This window comes from Pseudoalteromonas haloplanktis ATCC 14393, assembly GCF_000238355.1.
In the GTDB taxonomy this organism is placed as follows: Bacteria; Pseudomonadota; Gammaproteobacteria; order Enterobacterales; family Alteromonadaceae; genus Pseudoalteromonas; species Pseudoalteromonas haloplanktis.
In genome coordinates this window covers 1-17,383 of record NZ_AHCA01000014.1, presented here as the reverse complement: position 1 = coordinate 17,383, position 17,383 = coordinate 1, and the positions used below count along the sequence as shown (strand labels likewise).

General features: G+C 39.0%; 13 protein-coding genes, 3 tRNA genes, 1 rRNA gene and 1 pseudogene. 6 read left to right on the top strand and 12 right to left on the bottom strand.

The genetic code is table 11. From position 1 onward, the window contains the following. Window positions 1-8: 8 nt before the first annotated feature. From PHAL_RS0119595 to nudE, 8 genes are all read right to left on the bottom strand, one after another. Window positions 9-2,372 carry an ABC transporter permease gene (locus tag PHAL_RS0119595; protein WP_016710133.1) on the bottom strand — a complete coding sequence of 788 codons (2,364 nt, stop codon included), beginning with the start codon at window positions 2,370-2,372 and terminating at the stop codon, window positions 9-11. Next, window positions 2,373-3,044 (bottom strand): ABC transporter ATP-binding protein, encoded by a 672-nt coding sequence (locus PHAL_RS0119590; protein ID WP_016710132.1) that lies wholly within the window; start codon window positions 3,042-3,044, stop codon window positions 2,373-2,375. Then, entirely contained in the window at window positions 3,037-4,281 is a 1,245-nt protein-coding gene (locus tag PHAL_RS0119585; protein ID WP_016710131.1) for an HlyD family secretion protein, read from the bottom strand. The genes PHAL_RS0119590 and PHAL_RS0119585 overlap by 8 nt, the downstream gene beginning before the upstream one ends. 762 nt (window positions 4,282-5,043) lie before the next feature. Next, a tRNA-Met gene (locus PHAL_RS0119580) sits at window positions 5,044-5,120 on the bottom strand. A 181-nt stretch (window positions 5,121-5,301) separates the two neighbouring features. Next, window positions 5,302-5,378: transfer RNA gene (locus PHAL_RS0119575), tRNA-Met, on the bottom strand. Window positions 5,379-5,459: 81 nt separating this feature from the next. Continuing rightward, window positions 5,460-5,536, bottom strand: a tRNA-Met gene (locus tag PHAL_RS0119570). Window positions 5,537-5,777: 241 nt separating this feature from the next. Continuing rightward, window positions 5,778-6,575: a 3'(2'),5'-bisphosphate nucleotidase CysQ gene (gene cysQ / locus PHAL_RS0119560; protein ID WP_016710130.1), complete on the bottom strand. Its 798-nt coding sequence runs from the start codon at window positions 6,573-6,575 to the stop codon at window positions 5,778-5,780. Beyond that, window positions 6,568-7,140 carry an ADP compounds hydrolase NudE gene (gene nudE, locus PHAL_RS0119555; RefSeq protein WP_029216259.1) on the bottom strand — a complete coding sequence of 191 codons (573 nt, stop codon included), beginning with the start codon at window positions 7,138-7,140 and terminating at the stop codon, window positions 6,568-6,570. Before nudE ends, cysQ begins: the two co-directional genes overlap by 8 nt. Before the next feature lie 61 nt (window positions 7,141-7,201). Between nudE and yrfG the strand changes: the two genes are divergently transcribed. Continuing rightward, a complete protein-coding gene (yrfG, locus tag PHAL_RS0119550) occupies window positions 7,202-7,852 on the top strand; it encodes a GMP/IMP nucleotidase (protein WP_016710128.1) in 651 nt (216 codons plus the stop codon). Here the strand turns inward: yrfG and PHAL_RS0119545 are convergent. Next, window positions 7,849-8,472: a dUTP diphosphatase gene (locus PHAL_RS0119545; protein ID WP_016710127.1), complete on the bottom strand. Its 624-nt coding sequence runs from the start codon at window positions 8,470-8,472 to the stop codon at window positions 7,849-7,851. The genes yrfG and PHAL_RS0119545 overlap by 4 nt on opposite strands. Window positions 8,473-8,610: 138 nt before the next feature. On the opposite strand from PHAL_RS0119545, the gene PHAL_RS0119540 reads away from it, so the two are divergent. Beyond that, window positions 8,611-9,240: a peroxiredoxin-like family protein gene (locus PHAL_RS0119540; protein WP_016710126.1), complete on the top strand. Its 630-nt coding sequence runs from the start codon at window positions 8,611-8,613 to the stop codon at window positions 9,238-9,240. Between the two features lie 33 nt (window positions 9,241-9,273). Here PHAL_RS0119540 and PHAL_RS23235 read toward each other — a convergent pair. Next, window positions 9,274-9,643 (bottom strand): annotated as a pseudogene (locus PHAL_RS23235) (YacL family protein). 111 nt (window positions 9,644-9,754) lie between these two features. Next, window positions 9,755-9,979 carry a hypothetical protein gene (locus PHAL_RS0119530; protein ID WP_016710125.1) on the bottom strand — a complete coding sequence of 75 codons (225 nt, stop codon included), beginning with the start codon at window positions 9,977-9,979 and terminating at the stop codon, window positions 9,755-9,757. Between the two features lie 311 nt (window positions 9,980-10,290). Here PHAL_RS0119530 and uvrD point away from each other — a divergent pair, with 311 nt between their 5' ends. From uvrD to PHAL_RS0119510, 4 genes are all read left to right on the top strand, one after another. After that, entirely contained in the window at window positions 10,291-12,456 is a 2,166-nt protein-coding gene (uvrD, locus tag PHAL_RS0119525) for a DNA helicase II (RefSeq protein WP_016710124.1), read from the top strand. After that, on the top strand, window positions 12,434-14,527 hold the full coding sequence (locus tag PHAL_RS0119520) for a GNAT family N-acetyltransferase (protein ID WP_016710123.1): 2,094 nt from the start codon (window positions 12,434-12,436) through the stop codon (window positions 14,525-14,527). Before uvrD ends, PHAL_RS0119520 begins: the two co-directional genes overlap by 23 nt. Before the next feature lie 73 nt (window positions 14,528-14,600). Continuing rightward, window positions 14,601-15,605: an ABC transporter substrate-binding protein gene (locus PHAL_RS0119515; protein WP_237405632.1), complete on the top strand. Its 1,005-nt coding sequence runs from the start codon at window positions 14,601-14,603 to the stop codon at window positions 15,603-15,605. A gap of 66 nt (window positions 15,606-15,671) precedes the next feature. Beyond that, window positions 15,672-16,520 carry a hypothetical protein gene (locus PHAL_RS0119510; protein WP_016710121.1) on the top strand — a complete coding sequence of 283 codons (849 nt, stop codon included), beginning with the start codon at window positions 15,672-15,674 and terminating at the stop codon, window positions 16,518-16,520. Window positions 16,521-17,028: 508 nt separating this feature from the next. Here the strand turns inward: PHAL_RS0119510 and rrf are convergent. Continuing rightward, window positions 17,029-17,143 (bottom strand): 5S ribosomal RNA (rrf, locus tag PHAL_RS0119505). Between the last annotated feature and the right edge of the window lie 240 nt (window positions 17,144-17,383).

The following is a 17,383-nucleotide window of genomic DNA, read 5'->3' as shown; positions in this document are numbered from 1 at the left end:
GATTTTCCTTAACTCAGATTTTGCCAAGATTTATTTAATATATTTTTAATTTCTAAAAAGAACACAACGATCAAAATAGAAAAGGCTGCAAAGTGAAGTAGTGTAATTACTGGAATGTCGATTAAATCAACTTTGAAAAGAAAAGGCTGTAGTTTACTCATATTAAAATAAACGCAGGCTAAAATAATAAAATGTACAATGCCCTGTATGATGAAATAAAACTTGCCAAAAGACCACCCAATATTTTTAGTACGTGCGCCAAGCGCCCGCTTTAACGAAATCTCTGTCGCAGACTTCATTGCCAACTGCTTTATACTATTAAAGCAATACAATAAGGCGCTGACCAAAAGAACTACTGAACAAGTTATAGTTATCACTAAAATTGCTTTTCTTGGTTGCGCTTCTTTTTTTACTAACTCAGACAATTCAACTATTGATAAATTTTTCAAATAAGGGCTAATATTTTTGGTAATACTCATCATTTCTTGAGTTAAATTAGTCGGTAGACCCCCTTTAGATTTAAAGACGATACTTTCAAAACCCGTTATAACACTGATAAGAGTATAAACCGTAGGCTGCACAGGCGTATCACTACCTTTGATATGAATATTATCAACTACCCCAACAACCTTATATTTTACTTTTTCATTGCCAAAGTCGGTAAGTAAGTAGGCTTGACCTAAACCTGTATCCGCAAAATATTGTTCCCAAAGAGCTTGATTCACAACTATATTCCTATATTGCCCCCAAGACAAACTATTACCCACTATTAGCCGTGTGCCAATAGTATCGAAATAATTGGGACTGACTCTGTGATTTGAAGTTTGCGCATTTTTACTTGAGGAGACTGGTTTACCTGATAATGTATACCAACGACTAAATGCGCTACGGTCAGTTAAAGGGGGGACGTTAGTTAATGCGGCTGACTCAATATAATCTAAAGAATTTAGCTGTAACAGTAATTGCTGTGCTGAATTATCCGCTATAAAGCTATGCTCTGGTGAAGATGGAAAGTCAAAACTGGCAATATATAAGTTTTTATGTTCAAAACCTATCTTATGCTTGTTTAAATTAGTTTGGCTTATAATTACTAAATAACTTACATAAAGACTTAATATTGCGAGACTAATTAAAAGTGATAATAAGGTAAACACTTGTACCTTTTCACTCAAAGAAGCGCTACTACCACGCCCTATATGAGTTATTGTCGTTTTTTCTTGTAAGAAATTTAATACCATCAGATATAAGATAAAACCCACTAAAAGAGTAATTAAAGTAACAATATTAGTCATAACATTAAAAACACCGATTATTGGCATAGTTAAATATGCTAACTTACTAGTTAAAGGTGTAAAAATAACCAGCATAAAAACAAGGTAACAAGCTAACAGACCCACCTCAATATAACGTTGCAAAATTATATGCTTTTCATTCGCACCACATAACTTACGTAACTCAACTTCTTTCTTTTTATTGATGCATTGTGCAGCATAAAATGCCGAAAAAGATATCAAGCTAAATACAAATAAAATACCGAATAATATAGCTAATAAATCAACTCTTTTTGACACTGTTTGAAACTGTTCAGGATCTACTCCCACAGACTTACTAACCATCAACTTTGTATTATCAAAAATGAATAATTCTTTTTTTAAATATGCATCTAAACTAATAACAAAGCTTTCTACGTCAGTGATATTACCAAGCACATAAGTGAAAGTATCAGGTGTTAACTCCTGCTCATTAGGCAGTAATTCAGAAAGTTGATGGTAAGGTAATAATAAATCAGTAGAACTATCTCGCCTTAGAGATTTGAAACCTGCATTTAACACCGCGACTATTTTAGTACTTTTACCATTAATAATAATTTGTTTATCTATTACAGTCGGATCACTGTTTAGATTGTTTTTCCAATAGGTAAAACTAACAGCAGTTATTAAACTACTACCCGTAGATGCCATGCTGAATGCCCTAAGTGACCCTAAATGAGTATCGATATCTAATTTACCAATAGTATTAGATACAAAACTGACTTTGGCCGCTTGCTCTTCTTCTGCCATCGCTTTTTTTGTACTTAATTGCAGTGTTCTTTCGAACATACCCACTAAATATGGAAATTGATTATGTAGTTCATCAAATATAAATTTATCAACCGGCAAATTACTTGTTTTATCATTTATAAATATCTGGTGGATAATTTCTGTATTTTTAATGGAAGTAAATTCGGTTGATAAAAACGTACTTTCAATTGCTTTTAAATTTAAAATGAAGCATAAGGGAATAATTAGCAAGATATTACTTAGTAATAACTTCCAAGATATAAATTGATATTTAAACCAATTTAACGTGATGTCGGTAATTAATTTCTGCATTTAATCTATCAACTTACCATCATGCATACGGAATCTGCATTTCGCATTCTTAGCATAATTTTCATCATGGGTTATTAAGCAAATCGTATTGCCTTGCTCATTTAATTGTTCTAAAAGCTCATAAACAAGCTGACTATTGTCAGAATCTAAATTTCCCGTAGGTTCATCCGCAAGTATTATTGACGGTTGATTTATTAATGCCCTAGCAATTGCTACACGCTGTTGTTGACCACCTGAAAGCTGATTCGGTTTTTTATTTAAAAAGTCCTCCATCGCAACTCGCTTAAGCGCTTCTTTTACTTTAGTTTTATACTCACTTCGTTTAACTGTATTATTATAAGTTAATGGCAACGCCACGTTATCAAATACTGTTAAGTGACTGAGCAAATTGAAATTTTGAAACACAAAACCTACCTCTCTATTTTTTACCGTTGCGATAGAGTCATTTGTTAATTCTTGAGTATTTATCCCTGATATTAAGTAATTGCCATTAGAAGGTTTATTCATTAGCCCCAATATTGAAAGTAGAGTACTTTTACCGCTCCCAGACGTACCAGTAATAGCAATGTAATCACCTTTATTAACGATGAAGTTGACGTCTTCTAATGTGTTTTTTGTATTGCCAGAATACTTAAATGAAACATTTTCTAATACTATTAAAGATTTACTCATGATATGAACCTAGATTAAAGTCTATTGTGTGTTCCTTTGTATATTTATCAGGTATCAGCAGCACATAATTACCACTTAATTTTTCTGCAAAGCTCAATTGGCTACCATCAACTTCATGATAATTAATACGAGTAAGTACAGCTTGGTTATTAGCGTTAACTTCAAAAATATTCCAATGTTTGAAATCGTTGAAATCATCTGGTTTTTGTATATTGTAAGTTGCTTGCTGCTGTGCGGTATAGATATTCGCTTCAATTGCTTGGTCGCTTCGAAGCCAATTAGGCGTTACTGAATTAAGCGTAAGAAAAACATTGATCGAGCCATTTCTAATGACTGTATCTATATAATCCACTTTTGCTTGAATGCGACCCGAAGGTGTTATGATTTCAGCAGCTTGGCCTCTTTCTAATTGATCGGAAGAATACTGTGGAACTTGTACCTTCGCTAATAAGTTATTGGTTTCTATCAACTCAAATAAAGACTGGCCTTGTTTAACAACCTGTCCCAGTTTACTGCTATTTTGACTTATTACGCCATCAAATTGAGCAGTTAAAATCAATTTTGATTGTTTTTTGTTTAGATATTCAAGCTGATTTTGAGCAAGTTTGATTTTATTATCGTATGCGAGCAATTGCTGCTCGTAGGCATCTTTAAAAAGAGCTAACTCTGCTTTTTTAGCCTCAACTTCTAATTCATTTTGTTCAAATTGCATACGGCTTTGTTTAAAACGAATAGATGAAATAATACCTTTTTCTGCAAGCGCTTCGTTTGCGTTTAGTTCAAGCTTTTGCTGTTTAAGCTGCATGACCGAATTTGCTAATTCAGACTGAACTTGTGATAGTCGTATTGCTAAATTACTTTTATCGATAGATACTTGAGAAGAAATATTTAGTAATTCTAATTGTGCAGTGTGTATTTTCTGTTCTAAGTCATAGTTATTCAGTTCTGCGAGTATATCTCCACGTTTAATGGTTTGCCCTTCGCGAATATTTAACAACTTTATGGTGCCATCTGAGGGAGCAGAAACAAGTTCTCTTTGCGTAGGCTGTATTGTACCTATGCCTTTTAAAATTTGGTTCTCAATTGTAGAGCCTACCTTAATAGGTCTAAGATATTGCGTAGGGATAGTGTCGTTTTTTAACCAGTGAAAAAAAATGACAATCACAAGAAAGATTGCTATCGGTATTAAATAAATTTTTAATGTCTTTCTTTTTTTTATAGTCAAATGTTGTTTCATAACTACCTGCATTGAAGCTTATATAATTATTATAGTGTTACAACGGGTATTGAAATTCAGGGGTTGTGAACATGTTGTTATAGTGACACACCGTTTACCAGAGCATGGTGTATGGGTCGTTCAATTTTTAGGCATAATCGACAGAAGCTGTACATGCTCAAGTGTTTCTATAATGATTTCCTCAATGAATTTTTCATATGTTTATCCTTTTAATATTATTTTAATTAGCTCTTAATACAGTCAGCACAAACAACGTACCCAAAAAGAAATTAAATGTAAATAGAAAACATAAACTAATGATGTGTTTTAATAATACTCAATTGCGACACCATAATAAAAAATACAGATCCAAGGAATATAAAAATAAACTATTGACGACATTCTGACTCAGAATTAACGAAGTATTAAATTCGCAAAAAACCTCAGCTATAGCAACCGAAACTCTCACATAACGCGTTAGAAAATTCTGAATTAATTTATTTAGTTGCGAGAGCTTGAACTTACGAAGGGGAGTAGTCCATGCCGTTAGCGGCGAGCCTTTTTAGTTTGATTCACTGAATTTCAGACATAAAAAAACACGCTTTAGGCGTGTCTGTTTAATATTACTATTTTTATTTCAGTGGTTGCGGGAGCCAGATTTAAATAGATGACCTTTGCTGGCTAATGTAGAGCTGAGACCGACGAGCTATTTATTTCACTGAATTTCAGACATAAAAAACACGCTTTAGGCGTGTCTGTTTAATATTACTATTTTTATTTCAGTGGTTGCGGGAGCCGGATTTGAACCGACGACCTTCGGGTTATGAGCCCGACGAGCTACCAGGCTGCTCCATCCCGCGCCTGAAATATTAAGTGTTATTTTACTTCTTACTTAATTAAAGAAGTCAGCCAACTCTCTAAGGAAATTGGTTGCGGGAGCCGGATTTAAAACGACTACCTTTGCTGGCTAATGAAGAGCTGAGACCGACAAGCTTTTCCTTAACTTACATTCTACAGTAACCTCAAGCCTCTAAAGGAAATTGGTTGCGGGAGCCGGATTTGAACCGACGACCTTCGGGTTATGAGCCCGACGAGCTACCAGGCTGCTCCATCCCGCGCCTGTATATTTTAAGTCTATCGACTACTTAATTTAATCTCTTAAGTTAGAGTTTTACAGCACCAATCTTAAATAAAAGAATTGGTTGCGGGAGCCGGATTTGAACCGACGACCTTCGGGTTATGAGCCCGACGAGCTACCAGGCTGCTCCATCCCGCGCCTGTATGTTTAGAGTCCCAGAGCCGGATTTGAACCGACGACCTTCGACTTCAGGTTTAAGCAGTCCGGCGAATGATTTATCATTCTGCTCCATCCCGCGCCTGTAATTTCTTCTTAACAGTTTCGTGTTATTTGCGAGCCTGTTTCGAAGAGAGCGCTATAATATAGTAATCAAATTAGAATGCAACTGTTAAACCACTTAAAGCAGTTTAACCGCACAAAAAGCAAACAAACAGAGCGATTAAACAGCTCTTTGATGTGGATTTATCATTTTTTGCCATTCCCAATCAGGGTGACCCATTACTATAAAATCAGGGTTCTCTGTACTCTCACGCTGATTGTAGGTTAGCGGGTTAAACTCAGCATCAGTAATACACCCACCTGCTTCTTCAACGATGATTTGCGATGCGCCCGTATCCCACTCACCCGTTGGTCCTATTCGTAAAAAACAATCAGCTTTACCTTCAGCGACAATGCAAGCCTTTAGGGAGCAAGACCCCACAGCAACCGTGGTAAACTGCATATTCAGGTACTGACTCACTGCTTCAATCTTTTGGCGACGGCTGACCGCTAAGGTTAGGTTATCAGGAGTAGCAACATTAATTTGTTGATCTTTACCATCAATACGCTTAAAGGCACCATTTTGATAACTGGCAAAATAAGTGGTTTCTTTCGCAGGCCAATAGATCACCCCAAGTACAGGGCGATTGTTTTCAATCAGAGCGATATTAACAGCAAAATCACCGCTTTCTAAAATAAACTCTCCTGTGCCATCCATTGGATCGAGCAACCAGTAACGCTGCCAGTTTTGTCTGTCAGCTAAAGCTGGGATCGGTGTTTCTTCCGACATGATAGGAATATCAGGCGCCAATGCTTTTAACCCGGCAACCAATACATCATTAGCAGCTAAGTCGGCTTTAGTTACGGGGGTATGGTCTGACTTTTCTTGCTGGCCAATATCATCTTTCTTGTAAATTGCCATAATTGCAGCACCTGCACTTTGTGCAAGTTCAATGCATGGCTCAAGTAATTCAATCATTCGCAGCTCCTACTTCTAAATACTTAGTTAATAATAGCAAAGCTGCAACGCTTCGTGCTTCTGTGAAATCGGATTGCTGTAATAATGACTGCCAATCAGTTAATGGCCACTTAACAACCACTAAAGCTTCAGGCTCATCGCCTACTAAAGCCTCAGGATACAGTTGTTGAGCAAACAGTATGTGCATAGTGGCATTAAAATAACTGGGCGCCATAGACACTGTTTTCAGTGTTTGTAATTGCTCAGCACCGAAGCCCACTTCTTCTTTTAACTCTCGATTAGCGGCTTGCTCAGGAGTTTCACCTGGGTCAATTAGTCCTTTCGGGAAACCAAGTTGATAGTCATTAGTGCCTGCGCAGTATTCACGTACCAACAATAATTCATTGTCAGTGGTTAATGGCACAATCATTACTGCGCCTCGGCCACCGCCGCGGATCCGCTCATATTGACGCTGTTCGTCATTTGAAAACTTAAGCTCAAGTGATTCCACCGTAAATAGGCGGCTTTTAGCAACCACTTCGCAGCTAAGAATTTGTGGTGGTGTTGGGTGCTTTTTCTGTGTCATTGGCATTAATTTGCTATCATGGCAGTTAGTTTAATAATAAACCCTATGAGATGAAATTCCTATGCTAAATTGGTCGAAAATCGATACAGTACTGTTAGATATGGATGGTACTTTACTCGATCTCCATTTTGATAATCACTTTTGGCTAACGGTGATCCCCGAGCAACTCGCCATTGCTAAAAATATCAGTTTAGCAATGGCCCAAGCAGATATTCTCAAACGCTATCAAGCAGTCAGCGGGCAAATTCAGTGGTATTGCTTGGAGTACTGGGAACAACAACTTAACCTGCCAATCATGGAACTAAAACGCCAACACCAGCATTTGATCAAAGTACGTGACGATGTGCCTGAGTTTTTAACGGCACTACGCAAAGCTGGTAAAGAATTAATATTATTAACCAACGCGCACCCAGAAAGTGTGATGCTCAAATTTGAGCAAACCGACATAGATAATTATCTCGATGGGGTGATCTCAACGCATCAATATGGTGTAAGTAAAGAACACCAACCATTATGGCAACAAGTACAGGCAGAATTAGGTTTTGAGAAACAACGAACGTTATTTGTCGATGATAGTTTAGCAGTGCTAAATGCCGCTAAAGAGTATGGTATAGGTCATTTATTGGCGGTTGCTAACCCTGATAGCAAACAACCGCACAATGAACTCAGAGATTATTTAAACGTGACTGATTTTCGCACGCTGCTTCCCTAGCTTTTCGGGTAGCGAGCCTCTAAGCCTTGGTAAACAAGCTTTGCGAAATCAGCATGCTCAGTATCAAGGCTCTTTACCACCTCGACTAAATGCTCGTTATCTTCTTGACCATGCCAAACTTTAATATAGCTACCATCCTTATAACCATGATCTTGGCGGAAGAAATTAAGTGTATTTTTACCAACATAGCCACGATATAAGTCATCAATATCCATGCCTATTTGCGCCATACAACCTGCAAAAGCAGCCGCATTAAAGGTTTTATCAGCAACCGCTGATGCTGCTAAAATTTCTAGCGTCTGTTTAAAATCATTGGCTTGTTGCGGTGCGCTTAACTGTTGCTCAAGCTGCTTAGCCAGCTCGGTGTAACTGGTTACTCCGTCGATTCGTAGTGATAAACCAAAGTGAAAAATATCGACAAGCTCTAGAATCACTTGCTCTGTATCTGGTGTTTGCTTTTTCCACCACTTCCAACCGTAGTGATCAAGCATTTCAGCACATTCAACCCAGATCGCGCGATACCACTCAAACCCTTGGCTAAACCACTGTTCATGAACTTTGGTATTCATGGCATTTTGCATTTCTAGCATCACCACTAGTTTATTTAAATTGGCAGACATTTCGATCCCAGTTACTCTATTTAATTACGGTTAATAGTACAGGTATACACAAATCAGCTCAAGGAGCGTATTGGAGGAAAAGCTTTGTACTGTTACTCTGTAAACTTCACTATTAAAATAACTGAAATAAGGTGGTCTATGTTTAAATCTATTGTACTTGCATGCACATTCTTTGTGGCAAGCTTTGCTAATGCTGCGACTGCAACCAATATTGCCTCTGCTGCTGAAAAAGTTAGCCCTTTAATGCCCGGCTTAACAATTCCAGCTTTAACGCTAAAAGATAAAGACGGTAACAATGTTGTTTTAGCTGAACGCTTCGCAGAAAAAACCACTGTTTTAATCGTATACCGTGGTGATTGGTGCCCATACTGCTCTAAGCAACTGGCTAATGTACAAAAAATTGAAGCTGAGCTAGCGGAATTAGGCGCACAAATTATCGCGGTTTCACCTGATAGCCCTGAAAAGCTGGCTGAAAGTAAAATTGATTCACCAAACTATCAGTTACTATCTGACGATAGTCTGATTTTAAGCCAAGCACTTGGCTTAGCTTTTTATCTCGATGATAAAACAGCAACCATTTACCGCAATAAATTAGGGGTTAATTTTGTGTCTCTTGATGGCAAAGCAAAGGTCGCCTTACCGGTTCCAGCCGTTTTTGTAATTGATAAAAAAGGCTTGGTGCATTTTCAGTATGCAAACCCAAATTACAAGGTTCGCTTAACCGAAAACTTATTATTAGCAGCCGTGAAATCGGTATCTGAACAGTAAATAATTACTTAGCAGAGAGCCTCAGCTCTCTGTTTACTTTCCAGATGCGAACTCTTGCCACGAATTAATTAAATCAACAAAATCTTCAAAACCGCAGCCACTGCTCAAGCCGCTTTCTTCTAGCATTAGCTCATCATCTTGATAGGCTAACAAATCTTCTGAATCTTGGTGTAGTGCATGTGCTTCAAAAATCGCTTCGTCTTTATTTAAAATCAAATCAATTTCTTGCCCCTGTAAAGTTAAAGGCTCAAAACTTGTGGCAACAGCACTGATCAAAGCCTGTACCCATAGCTATTTTTTCTTTGCCGATTTCTTCATTCAGCCAACGGCCAATTACTGCATGTTCACTGCTAATTTTAATACGTAAGCCACTTATTGGATCACGTATAAATTGATATTCCATAACTTTACCTAAATACATCTCATGCCTAGGATTATACCCTAGTCAGCTGTGAATTAAGAAAGCCAGATACAAAAATAGCGCTATAAAGCGCTATTTTCTTAATTAGAATTGCTACCGATAGGTTTTAAAGCGTGCGGCATCAATAATCGCCCAAATGTAAACGATAGGAAGTAAAATAAAGCCAATCGCAACATAAATAAGCGCACCGCTAATAACCCAAGCGAGGAAAAAACCAATCGCTGCCATGATCCTGCCTTGGACTAATTGCCCAAGACCTGGAAAAAAGATATTACAAATTGCCGCGATTACATTACCGCCTGAACCTTGCTCTGCCATGTTAACCTCAATTTATTAATTTGATTTTCTTATTAGATACTTACACACATCGTGCCAATTCTTTAACTCATTAACTATCAAAAAGTTACAACAAACCTAGCTAATAAAGTTTCTCCTTTAATAGTGGTTTTTACTAAATATCAGTCAAATTGGCTACAGCAAATATTGCTTACAACAATAGCTTAGCTAAAAAGCACTGCGAATAGAACAAAGAACTTTTTGAAATTAACTGTTTATAAAAACAGTATTTTATTTAGCCTAACAAAAACACCTGTTATACTGCTCACAATATTGATTGAAAAGGCGTGATGATGGACGTTTCAGAATTACTCGACGGTTTAAATGATAAACAACGGGATGCCGTAGCTGCTCCACTGCAAAATATGTTGGTGTTGGCAGGCGCAGGCTCAGGAAAAACTCGAGTACTGGTTCATCGTATCGCTTGGCTTATGCAAGTAGAGCAAGCCTCTGCTTACAGTATTTTTGCAGTAACCTTTACCAATAAAGCCGCCAAAGAAATGCGCACGCGTGTAGAGCAAGCCCTTCAAGCGCCCGTAGGTGGTATGTGGATCGGTACTTTCCATGGTTTATCACACCGTATTTTACGCGCCCATCACCGTGAAGCTAATCTGCCTGAAGCATTTCAAATTTTAGATTCAGACGATCAGCTACGAATGATCAAACGCTTATTAAAAGCCATGAATATCGATGATAAAAAATGGCCCGCAAAGCAATTCGGTTGGTATATCAGCGCAAAGAAAGACGAAGGCCTACGTCCAAAAGACATTCAAGCCTATGATATTAACGAGCAAATGATGCTCAAAGTTTATACTGCTTATCAAGAAGCGTGTGACCGTGCAGGCTTAGTTGACTTTGCCGAAATTCTGCTACGTAGTTTTGAAGTACTAAAAAACAACCCAACCTTGTTGCGCCATTATCAGCAACGCTTTGCGCACATGCTTGTAGACGAGTTCCAAGATACCAATACCATTCAATATGCCTGGCTAAAATTACTCGCTGGCGACACCAATAGCATTATGATTGTTGGTGATGATGATCAAAGTATTTATGGTTGGCGTGGTGCAAAAATTGAAAACATTAAACGCTTTTTAACTGACTTTGAAGCCGAAACAATTCGTCTTGAGCAAAACTACCGTTCAACAGCTACCATTCTAAAAGCATCCAATGCGCTTATTCAAAACAATTCCGAGCGCATGGGTAAAAGCCTCTGGACCGATGGTAATGATGGCGAGCCAATCTCAGTGTATGCTGCCTTTAATGAACTCGATGAAGCACGCTTTGTTAGTAGCAAATTACGTAGCTGGCTCAATGCCGGCAATGCACTGCAAGATGCCGCAATTTTATACCGTAGTAATGCGCAGTCGCGGGTACTTGAAGAAGCCATGTTGCAAGAAGGCTTAAAATACCGTATTTACGGCGGTATGCGCTTCTTCGAACGTCAAGAGATCAAAGACGCCCTTGCTTATTTACGCCTTGTAGGGAACCGCCAAGATGACGCAGCCTTTGAACGGGTTATTAATACCCCAGCGCGCGGTATTGGTGATAAAACACTCAGCCATATACGTGATTGCGCTCGCGCTGAATCATTGCCACTTTGGTATGCGGCTAAAGCCATTATTGAACAACAGCACTTATCAGGGCGTGCCGCCAGTGTTGTTACTAAGTTTGTTGAGTTGGTTGAACATATTGAAGATAAAATTAGCGATCTAACATTAGAAGAGCAAGCCAAATACGCAATTCAAACATCCGGCTTAATGGCGATGTACCAAGCTGAAAAAGGCGAAAAAGGCCGTGCGCGAGTAGAAAACTTAGAAGAGCTTATTAGCGCGTGTGGTCAGTACGAACTACCTGAAGATGAAGAGTTTAGTTCACCACTACAAGGGTTTTTAGCGTATACCTCGCTTGAATCCGGTGATGGACAAGCAGAAGAACATGAAGATGCTGTGCAAATGATGACCTTGCACTCTGCGAAGGGCTTAGAGTTTCCGCTGGTATTTATGGTCGGTGTTGAAGAAGGCATGTTCCCCTCTCAGCAAAGTAATGAAGAATCTGGTCGCTTAGAAGAAGAACGTCGCCTGTGTTATGTCGGCATGACTCGCGCAATGGAAAAACTCTACATAAGTCACGCTGAAAGTCGCCGCCTCTATGGGCAAGAAAAATACCACAGTCCATCACGTTTTTTACGTGAGATGCCGGAAGATTGTATTGAAGAAATTCGTATCAAAACCCAAGTATCTCGCCCGCCAGCAGCAGGACGCTTCAGCTCATCAGTAAGCCATGCTGTTTTTGAAGAAAGCGGCTTTAATTTAGGGCAACGCGTGTTACATGCTAAGTTTGGTGTGGGTACTGTGATCAATTATGAAGGCAGTGGCGCGCAATCACGCGTACAAGTTAACTTTGATGACTTTGGTAGCAAATGGTTAGTAACAGTGTATGCACGACTACAAGCTATTTAGCCCGCAATTTGCAACATTTCTCACGCAACTTGCCTATGCAAAACATAGGCAATTACTGCTAATTACTGGCGAGCAAAATTGGTGTTACCAACAAGCCAACGAATTATACCAGCAATTGAATCCGACCCTGTGCAAAGTATTATCAAACAATGACGATCTGACAAACAGCAGTTGGCCTAAACATACTCATCAAATACTGGGCCAAGAATTCCAACATGTTATTTATGATGGCTTTAGTGGGCTAGTACCAGACAAACTCGCAGCACTGAGCGGAACTGTCCAAGCTGGCAGCTTATTCATTTTACTCTTGCCAGAGCTTGCTGACTTACAACATTGGTGCGATCCTGCTCTAGAGACTTTTCAATCATTTGCTCAACAACGCCAGCACAGCTACTTTAATCAGCGTTTAGCTCGTTTGCTCAGCGATAACTCTCTGCCACATTTTAACCAAACGAATGGCTGGCAGCGGTTACCTAAAGTTAGCCCTAAAGCGGGTGTAATTTCACTGATAGAGCAGCAGTATTGTATTGAGCAAATAATTAAAACGGCAACAGGAAGAGCAAATCGCCCGCTATTGATCAGCGCTGATCGGGGCCGAGGAAAATCCGCTGCATTGGGATTTGCAGCTGCAAAGCTAAGCGGTAAAGATATAATTATCTGTTCACAGCAATTTTCAGCGCTGCATAGCAGCTTTAAACACTTTGCTGACGAACAAGGAATCAATTATCAAGCCCCACAAAAACAACTCGCTAACTTACGTTACATTGCTCCCGATCAATTATTAAGTGAGTTGCCTCAGTGCGATGTGCTGTTGGTTGATGAAGCTGCAGCAATCCCTGTGCCCATGCTTATCAAAATGCTCGATCATTACCCACGAGTAGTATTTGCCAGCACTATGATTGGCTATGAAGGAAATGGTCGTGGTTATACTTTACGCTTTAAGCGCTACTTAGAAACACACTTTAAAAATATGCGTAGTGTTAATCTAGAGCAACCAATTCGTTTTGCTGCAGCTGATCCGCTCGAACAACATATTTGCAAATTACTGGCCCTAGATGCCGACTACAAAAATACTGAGCTTGATAGCGCTACACTACAGTTTACTGAACTAAAAGCGGCTGAATTAGCCTGTGATGAAACATTACTTCGCCAAGTCATAGGGCTGTTATCATTAGCGCACTATCAAACCAGCGTGAATGATTTGCGCCACCTATTGGATGCCACAGCCCAGCGTATTTTTGCCTGCCAACAACGCAATACACTTATTGGAGTATGTTTAATTGCTATTGAAGGTGGTTTAAATACCGTAATAAGTAAACAGATCGCCAGTGGCCAACGCCGGCCACAAGGACATTTAATGGCGCAAACCTTAGCACAGCTAACCGTTGAGCCAAGTATTCTCACTTTAAACTGTGCCCGTGTGGTGCGCATTGCTATTGCACCATCCCAGCATAACAACAAGATTGGCTCAAAATTACTGGCGCATTGCGAGCAACAATTAGCCACCGCTTGTCACTGGTTTGGTGCTAGTTTTGGCGCAAATGCTAGCTTACTAAGGTTTTGGCAAACTGCGGGGTTTAATTTAATTAAACTCGGGTTCAAACAAGATAAAGCAACTGCAGAGCATGCCGCGCTGGTGCTCAAAAGTTTAAGTCATGACAACACCTTAAATGATCAACTCAAAAATGAATTTCAGGCCGACTTTGCATTACAACTACTCGATCATTTTAATCAGCTAGACACACAATTAGTTGAGCAAATACTTACAGCTTTTATACCACAACATATAGATTGCCATTTAGATAGACGATTAAAATCTTTATTAACAACAGACTACCATTTGCATGCCATTAAACCTTTACTGTGGCGCACACTTTGGTGCACACCTAGCAGCTTGTTCAATTGTGATGAAAATACCAAATGTCTTTTTATTAGGCTAATATTACAAAATTGGTCTCCACAAAAGGCACAAGCAGCCTTGCAGATCAATGGTAATAAATCACTCAACAAACAATTCAAACAGGTTGTAGCTAAATGGTATGAGCAATATTTACTTAAGAAATTACCTTAGTGCTGTTTTATTTCTTTTCTTTTTAAGCAGCCATTACGCCCATGCTGAAAAAAAACCTGTTATCAAGCTAGGAATGTCGACCGCATTAACAGGGCCTGCGAAACAAATTGGTGAACAACTGTATCAAGGTAGTAATGTTTATTTTAGCAAGATCAATAAAAATGGAGGCATCAATGGCGCTAAAGTATTACTCAAAGTTGCCGATGATGGTTACGAACCAAAACGAGCAGTAAGTAACACTCGCCAGTTTATTTATGAAGACAAAGTCGATACTCTATTTGGGGCAATGGGCACGCCAACAAGCTTCGCTGTTTCTGCTTTACTTGAAAAATTACAAACACCTTATCTGATGCCTTACAGCGGTGCCGAATTTTTGCATTTCCAACCAAAAATAAATGTGTTTAACCTGCGTGCCAGCTATGAAGATGAAGCCGACGAACAAATAAAGTACCTTGTCAAAGAGAAGAATCACAGCCGTATTGGCTTGTTGATTCAAGCTGATGAGTTTGGCTTCGTCGTGGAGTCAGGGCTAAGAAAGTCACTCGCTAAATTTAACCTAAAACCAGTCAAGGTTGCGCGCTATCAACGAAATAGTCTTGATATCGCAAACGCCCTAAAAACACTTAAAGCCAGTGGCGTAACAGCCATTAGTTTAGTAGGTACTTATAAGCCATTATCAGAGTTTATAAATAATGCCTATGAGCAAAAATTTAACCCAGACTATACCAGCGTCTCGTTTGCTTCAAGTTCAGACCTATTTGCGCGACTGAAATACCCTAGTGAAGTAATGGTGACCGAAGTAGTGCCAAACCCACATAAATGCAACGTCTATTGGTGTCGTGAGTTTCTAAAAGATATGGCAGTGGCCAATATTAATAAACCAAATCGCATACACTTTGAAGGCTATCTGAATGCAGTAATATTTACCGCCGCCGCACAACGTTGCCCTCTACCATTACAAGAAAATTGCTTAATGCATCACTTGAATATAATTTTCAGTGAAGACCAGAAAATACATGCACTATTCATCAATAAAACAGATAAAAATAAACATATTGTCTATCGTTCTACGTTTTAACAAAATTACAGCGCTTTCTAAATAATGTTCTATTCTTAAGCTATCAATCTAGGAGATGAGGGCGGTATGGATTTAATTAATTTTAAAGTAGGTCAAAAGACGATTTCATTAAAAATTCTCGACATACTTTTAACTGAGCGCTTTGAAGATAATTTAACCTCATTACCAAACGATAATAAAAGTTTTATCGGTGTTAAAGACTACATGGAAATACCCACCCCTATTTTTGATTTGGGTATTATTCTCAATAAGAAATCCACTCAAGAGGCCAACCAATCGTTACTCGAAGTATTTAGTAAGTGGCAGCGTAAGCAACAAGACTGGTTTTCTTCATTAGAAAGTAGTATTAACCAACAAACAGTATTTAATGACAATATAGATTGTCAGCAATCGAGTTTTGCCAAATGGTATAAGAGCTTTAAAACAGATAATGAAGATCTACAAGCCATTATAGGACGATTTAGAATTCCACATGAGCACTTATATCAACGTGCGAGCGAACTTATTGAACTAACAAAATCAGGCCAAACTGAAAGAGCTAAAAAAGAGCTAAACTCTGAACGAAATAGCAGCTTTACTCAACTGATAAGGCTTTTTGAATCCGCAAAAGAGCAGTTAAGCCTAGATTACAAACCGATTATAATATTCACGACCAAAGACGGTATTAATCCACATATCGGGCTACTCGTCGATAAAGTAGAAGACAGTATCAACTACAAAAAAGAAGATGTAAAACCGCTCGATAAACTGACAGACGTTGGATTCGAGATCGACTCACAAACTAAAAATATGATGAGAGGACTTATCAAGCTTGAACAAAAACACAGCGTACTGATAGATCCCAGCGCTATCTTCAGACCTGCACACCTAATGAATCAACAATCAGAAGAAACCGAAGCATACGGGCTGTTTTAGTATCCCTGAGGACTGTGGATAGTATTTTCGTTTCGAGTTTCGAGTTTCGAGTTTTTCAAGATTAAAGTATAGGGGAGTTAAAGAGGCACCGTTTTAAAGGTGTATGTTGCGCTCTGAGGAGTTCGTGGCGTTCTTTAATCCGTGGGGAGACTCAACCCACGCTACGGTGTCCAGGTTGACACTGTGCGGCTGATAGCTGACGGCTTAACGCTGAAAGCTATACTTTATTCCAGACAACAAAAAACCCGTCACATTGCTGTAACGGGTTTCTCTTATTTGGAGCCTGGGATGACGTAGTGCCTACAGCGGTAGAGAGCCACATAGCAAATGCTACGCCCTCATTGTCTGTGGCTTTATTTATCCATGAGTATCAGATATTCAACTCACGCTACGGTGTCCAGGTTGACACTGTGCGGCTGATAGCTGACGGCTTAACGCTGACAGCTATACTTTATTCCAGGCAACAAAAAACCCGTCACGTTGCTGTCACGGGTTTCTCTTATTTGGAGCCTGGCGATGACCTACTTTCACATAGCAAATGCTACACTATCATCGGCGCTGTTTCGTTTCACTACTGAGTTCGGCATGGGGTCAGGTGGGTCCAAAACGCTATTGTCACCAAGCAAATTTGGTATTAATCCGCTCTTGCGAGCCAATTAATTAAAATCTGGAAAATCTGATAATTGTTTTCTTACAACTTAAAGCTTATTGCTTACAGCTGCTAGTAAATCTACTTTAGTTGTCGCGATAAATCACGACCTACAATCTTAACTTCTGCGCTTAAACTGTCGCATAAAACGCGTTTGGCGTTGTATGGTTAAGCCTCACGGGTAATTAGTACAAGTTAGCTTAACATATCACTA

Bases quoted from the DNA above. Each gene is read 5' to 3' on its own strand.
- PHAL_RS0119595 (WP_016710133.1), bottom strand. From the start codon at position 2,372: ATGCAGAAATTAATTACCGACATCACGTTAAATTGGTTTAAATATCAA.
- PHAL_RS0119590 (WP_016710132.1), bottom strand. From the start codon at position 3,044: ATGAGTAAATCTTTAATAGTATTAGAAAATGTTTCATTTAAGTATTCT.
- PHAL_RS0119585 (WP_016710131.1), bottom strand. From the start codon at position 4,281: ATGAAACAACATTTGACTATAAAAAAAAGAAAGACATTAAAAATTTAT.
- cysQ (WP_016710130.1), bottom strand. From the start codon at position 6,575: ATGATTGAATTACTTGAGCCATGCATTGAACTTGCACAAAGTGCAGGT.
- nudE (WP_029216259.1), bottom strand. From the start codon at position 7,140: ATGACACAGAAAAAGCACCCAACACCACCACAAATTCTTAGCTGCGAA.
- yrfG (WP_016710128.1), top strand. From the start codon at position 7,202: ATGCTAAATTGGTCGAAAATCGATACAGTACTGTTAGATATGGATGGT.
- PHAL_RS0119545 (WP_016710127.1), bottom strand. From the start codon at position 8,472: ATGTCTGCCAATTTAAATAAACTAGTGGTGATGCTAGAAATGCAAAAT.
- PHAL_RS0119540 (WP_016710126.1), top strand. From the start codon at position 8,611: ATGTTTAAATCTATTGTACTTGCATGCACATTCTTTGTGGCAAGCTTT.
- PHAL_RS0119530 (WP_016710125.1), bottom strand. From the start codon at position 9,979: ATGGCAGAGCAAGGTTCAGGCGGTAATGTAATCGCGGCAATTTGTAAT.
- uvrD (WP_016710124.1), top strand. From the start codon at position 10,291: ATGGACGTTTCAGAATTACTCGACGGTTTAAATGATAAACAACGGGAT.
- PHAL_RS0119520 (WP_016710123.1), top strand. From the start codon at position 12,434: ATGCACGACTACAAGCTATTTAGCCCGCAATTTGCAACATTTCTCACG.
- PHAL_RS0119515 (WP_237405632.1), top strand. From the start codon at position 14,601: ATGTCGACCGCATTAACAGGGCCTGCGAAACAAATTGGTGAACAACTG.
- PHAL_RS0119510 (WP_016710121.1), top strand. From the start codon at position 15,672: ATGGATTTAATTAATTTTAAAGTAGGTCAAAAGACGATTTCATTAAAA.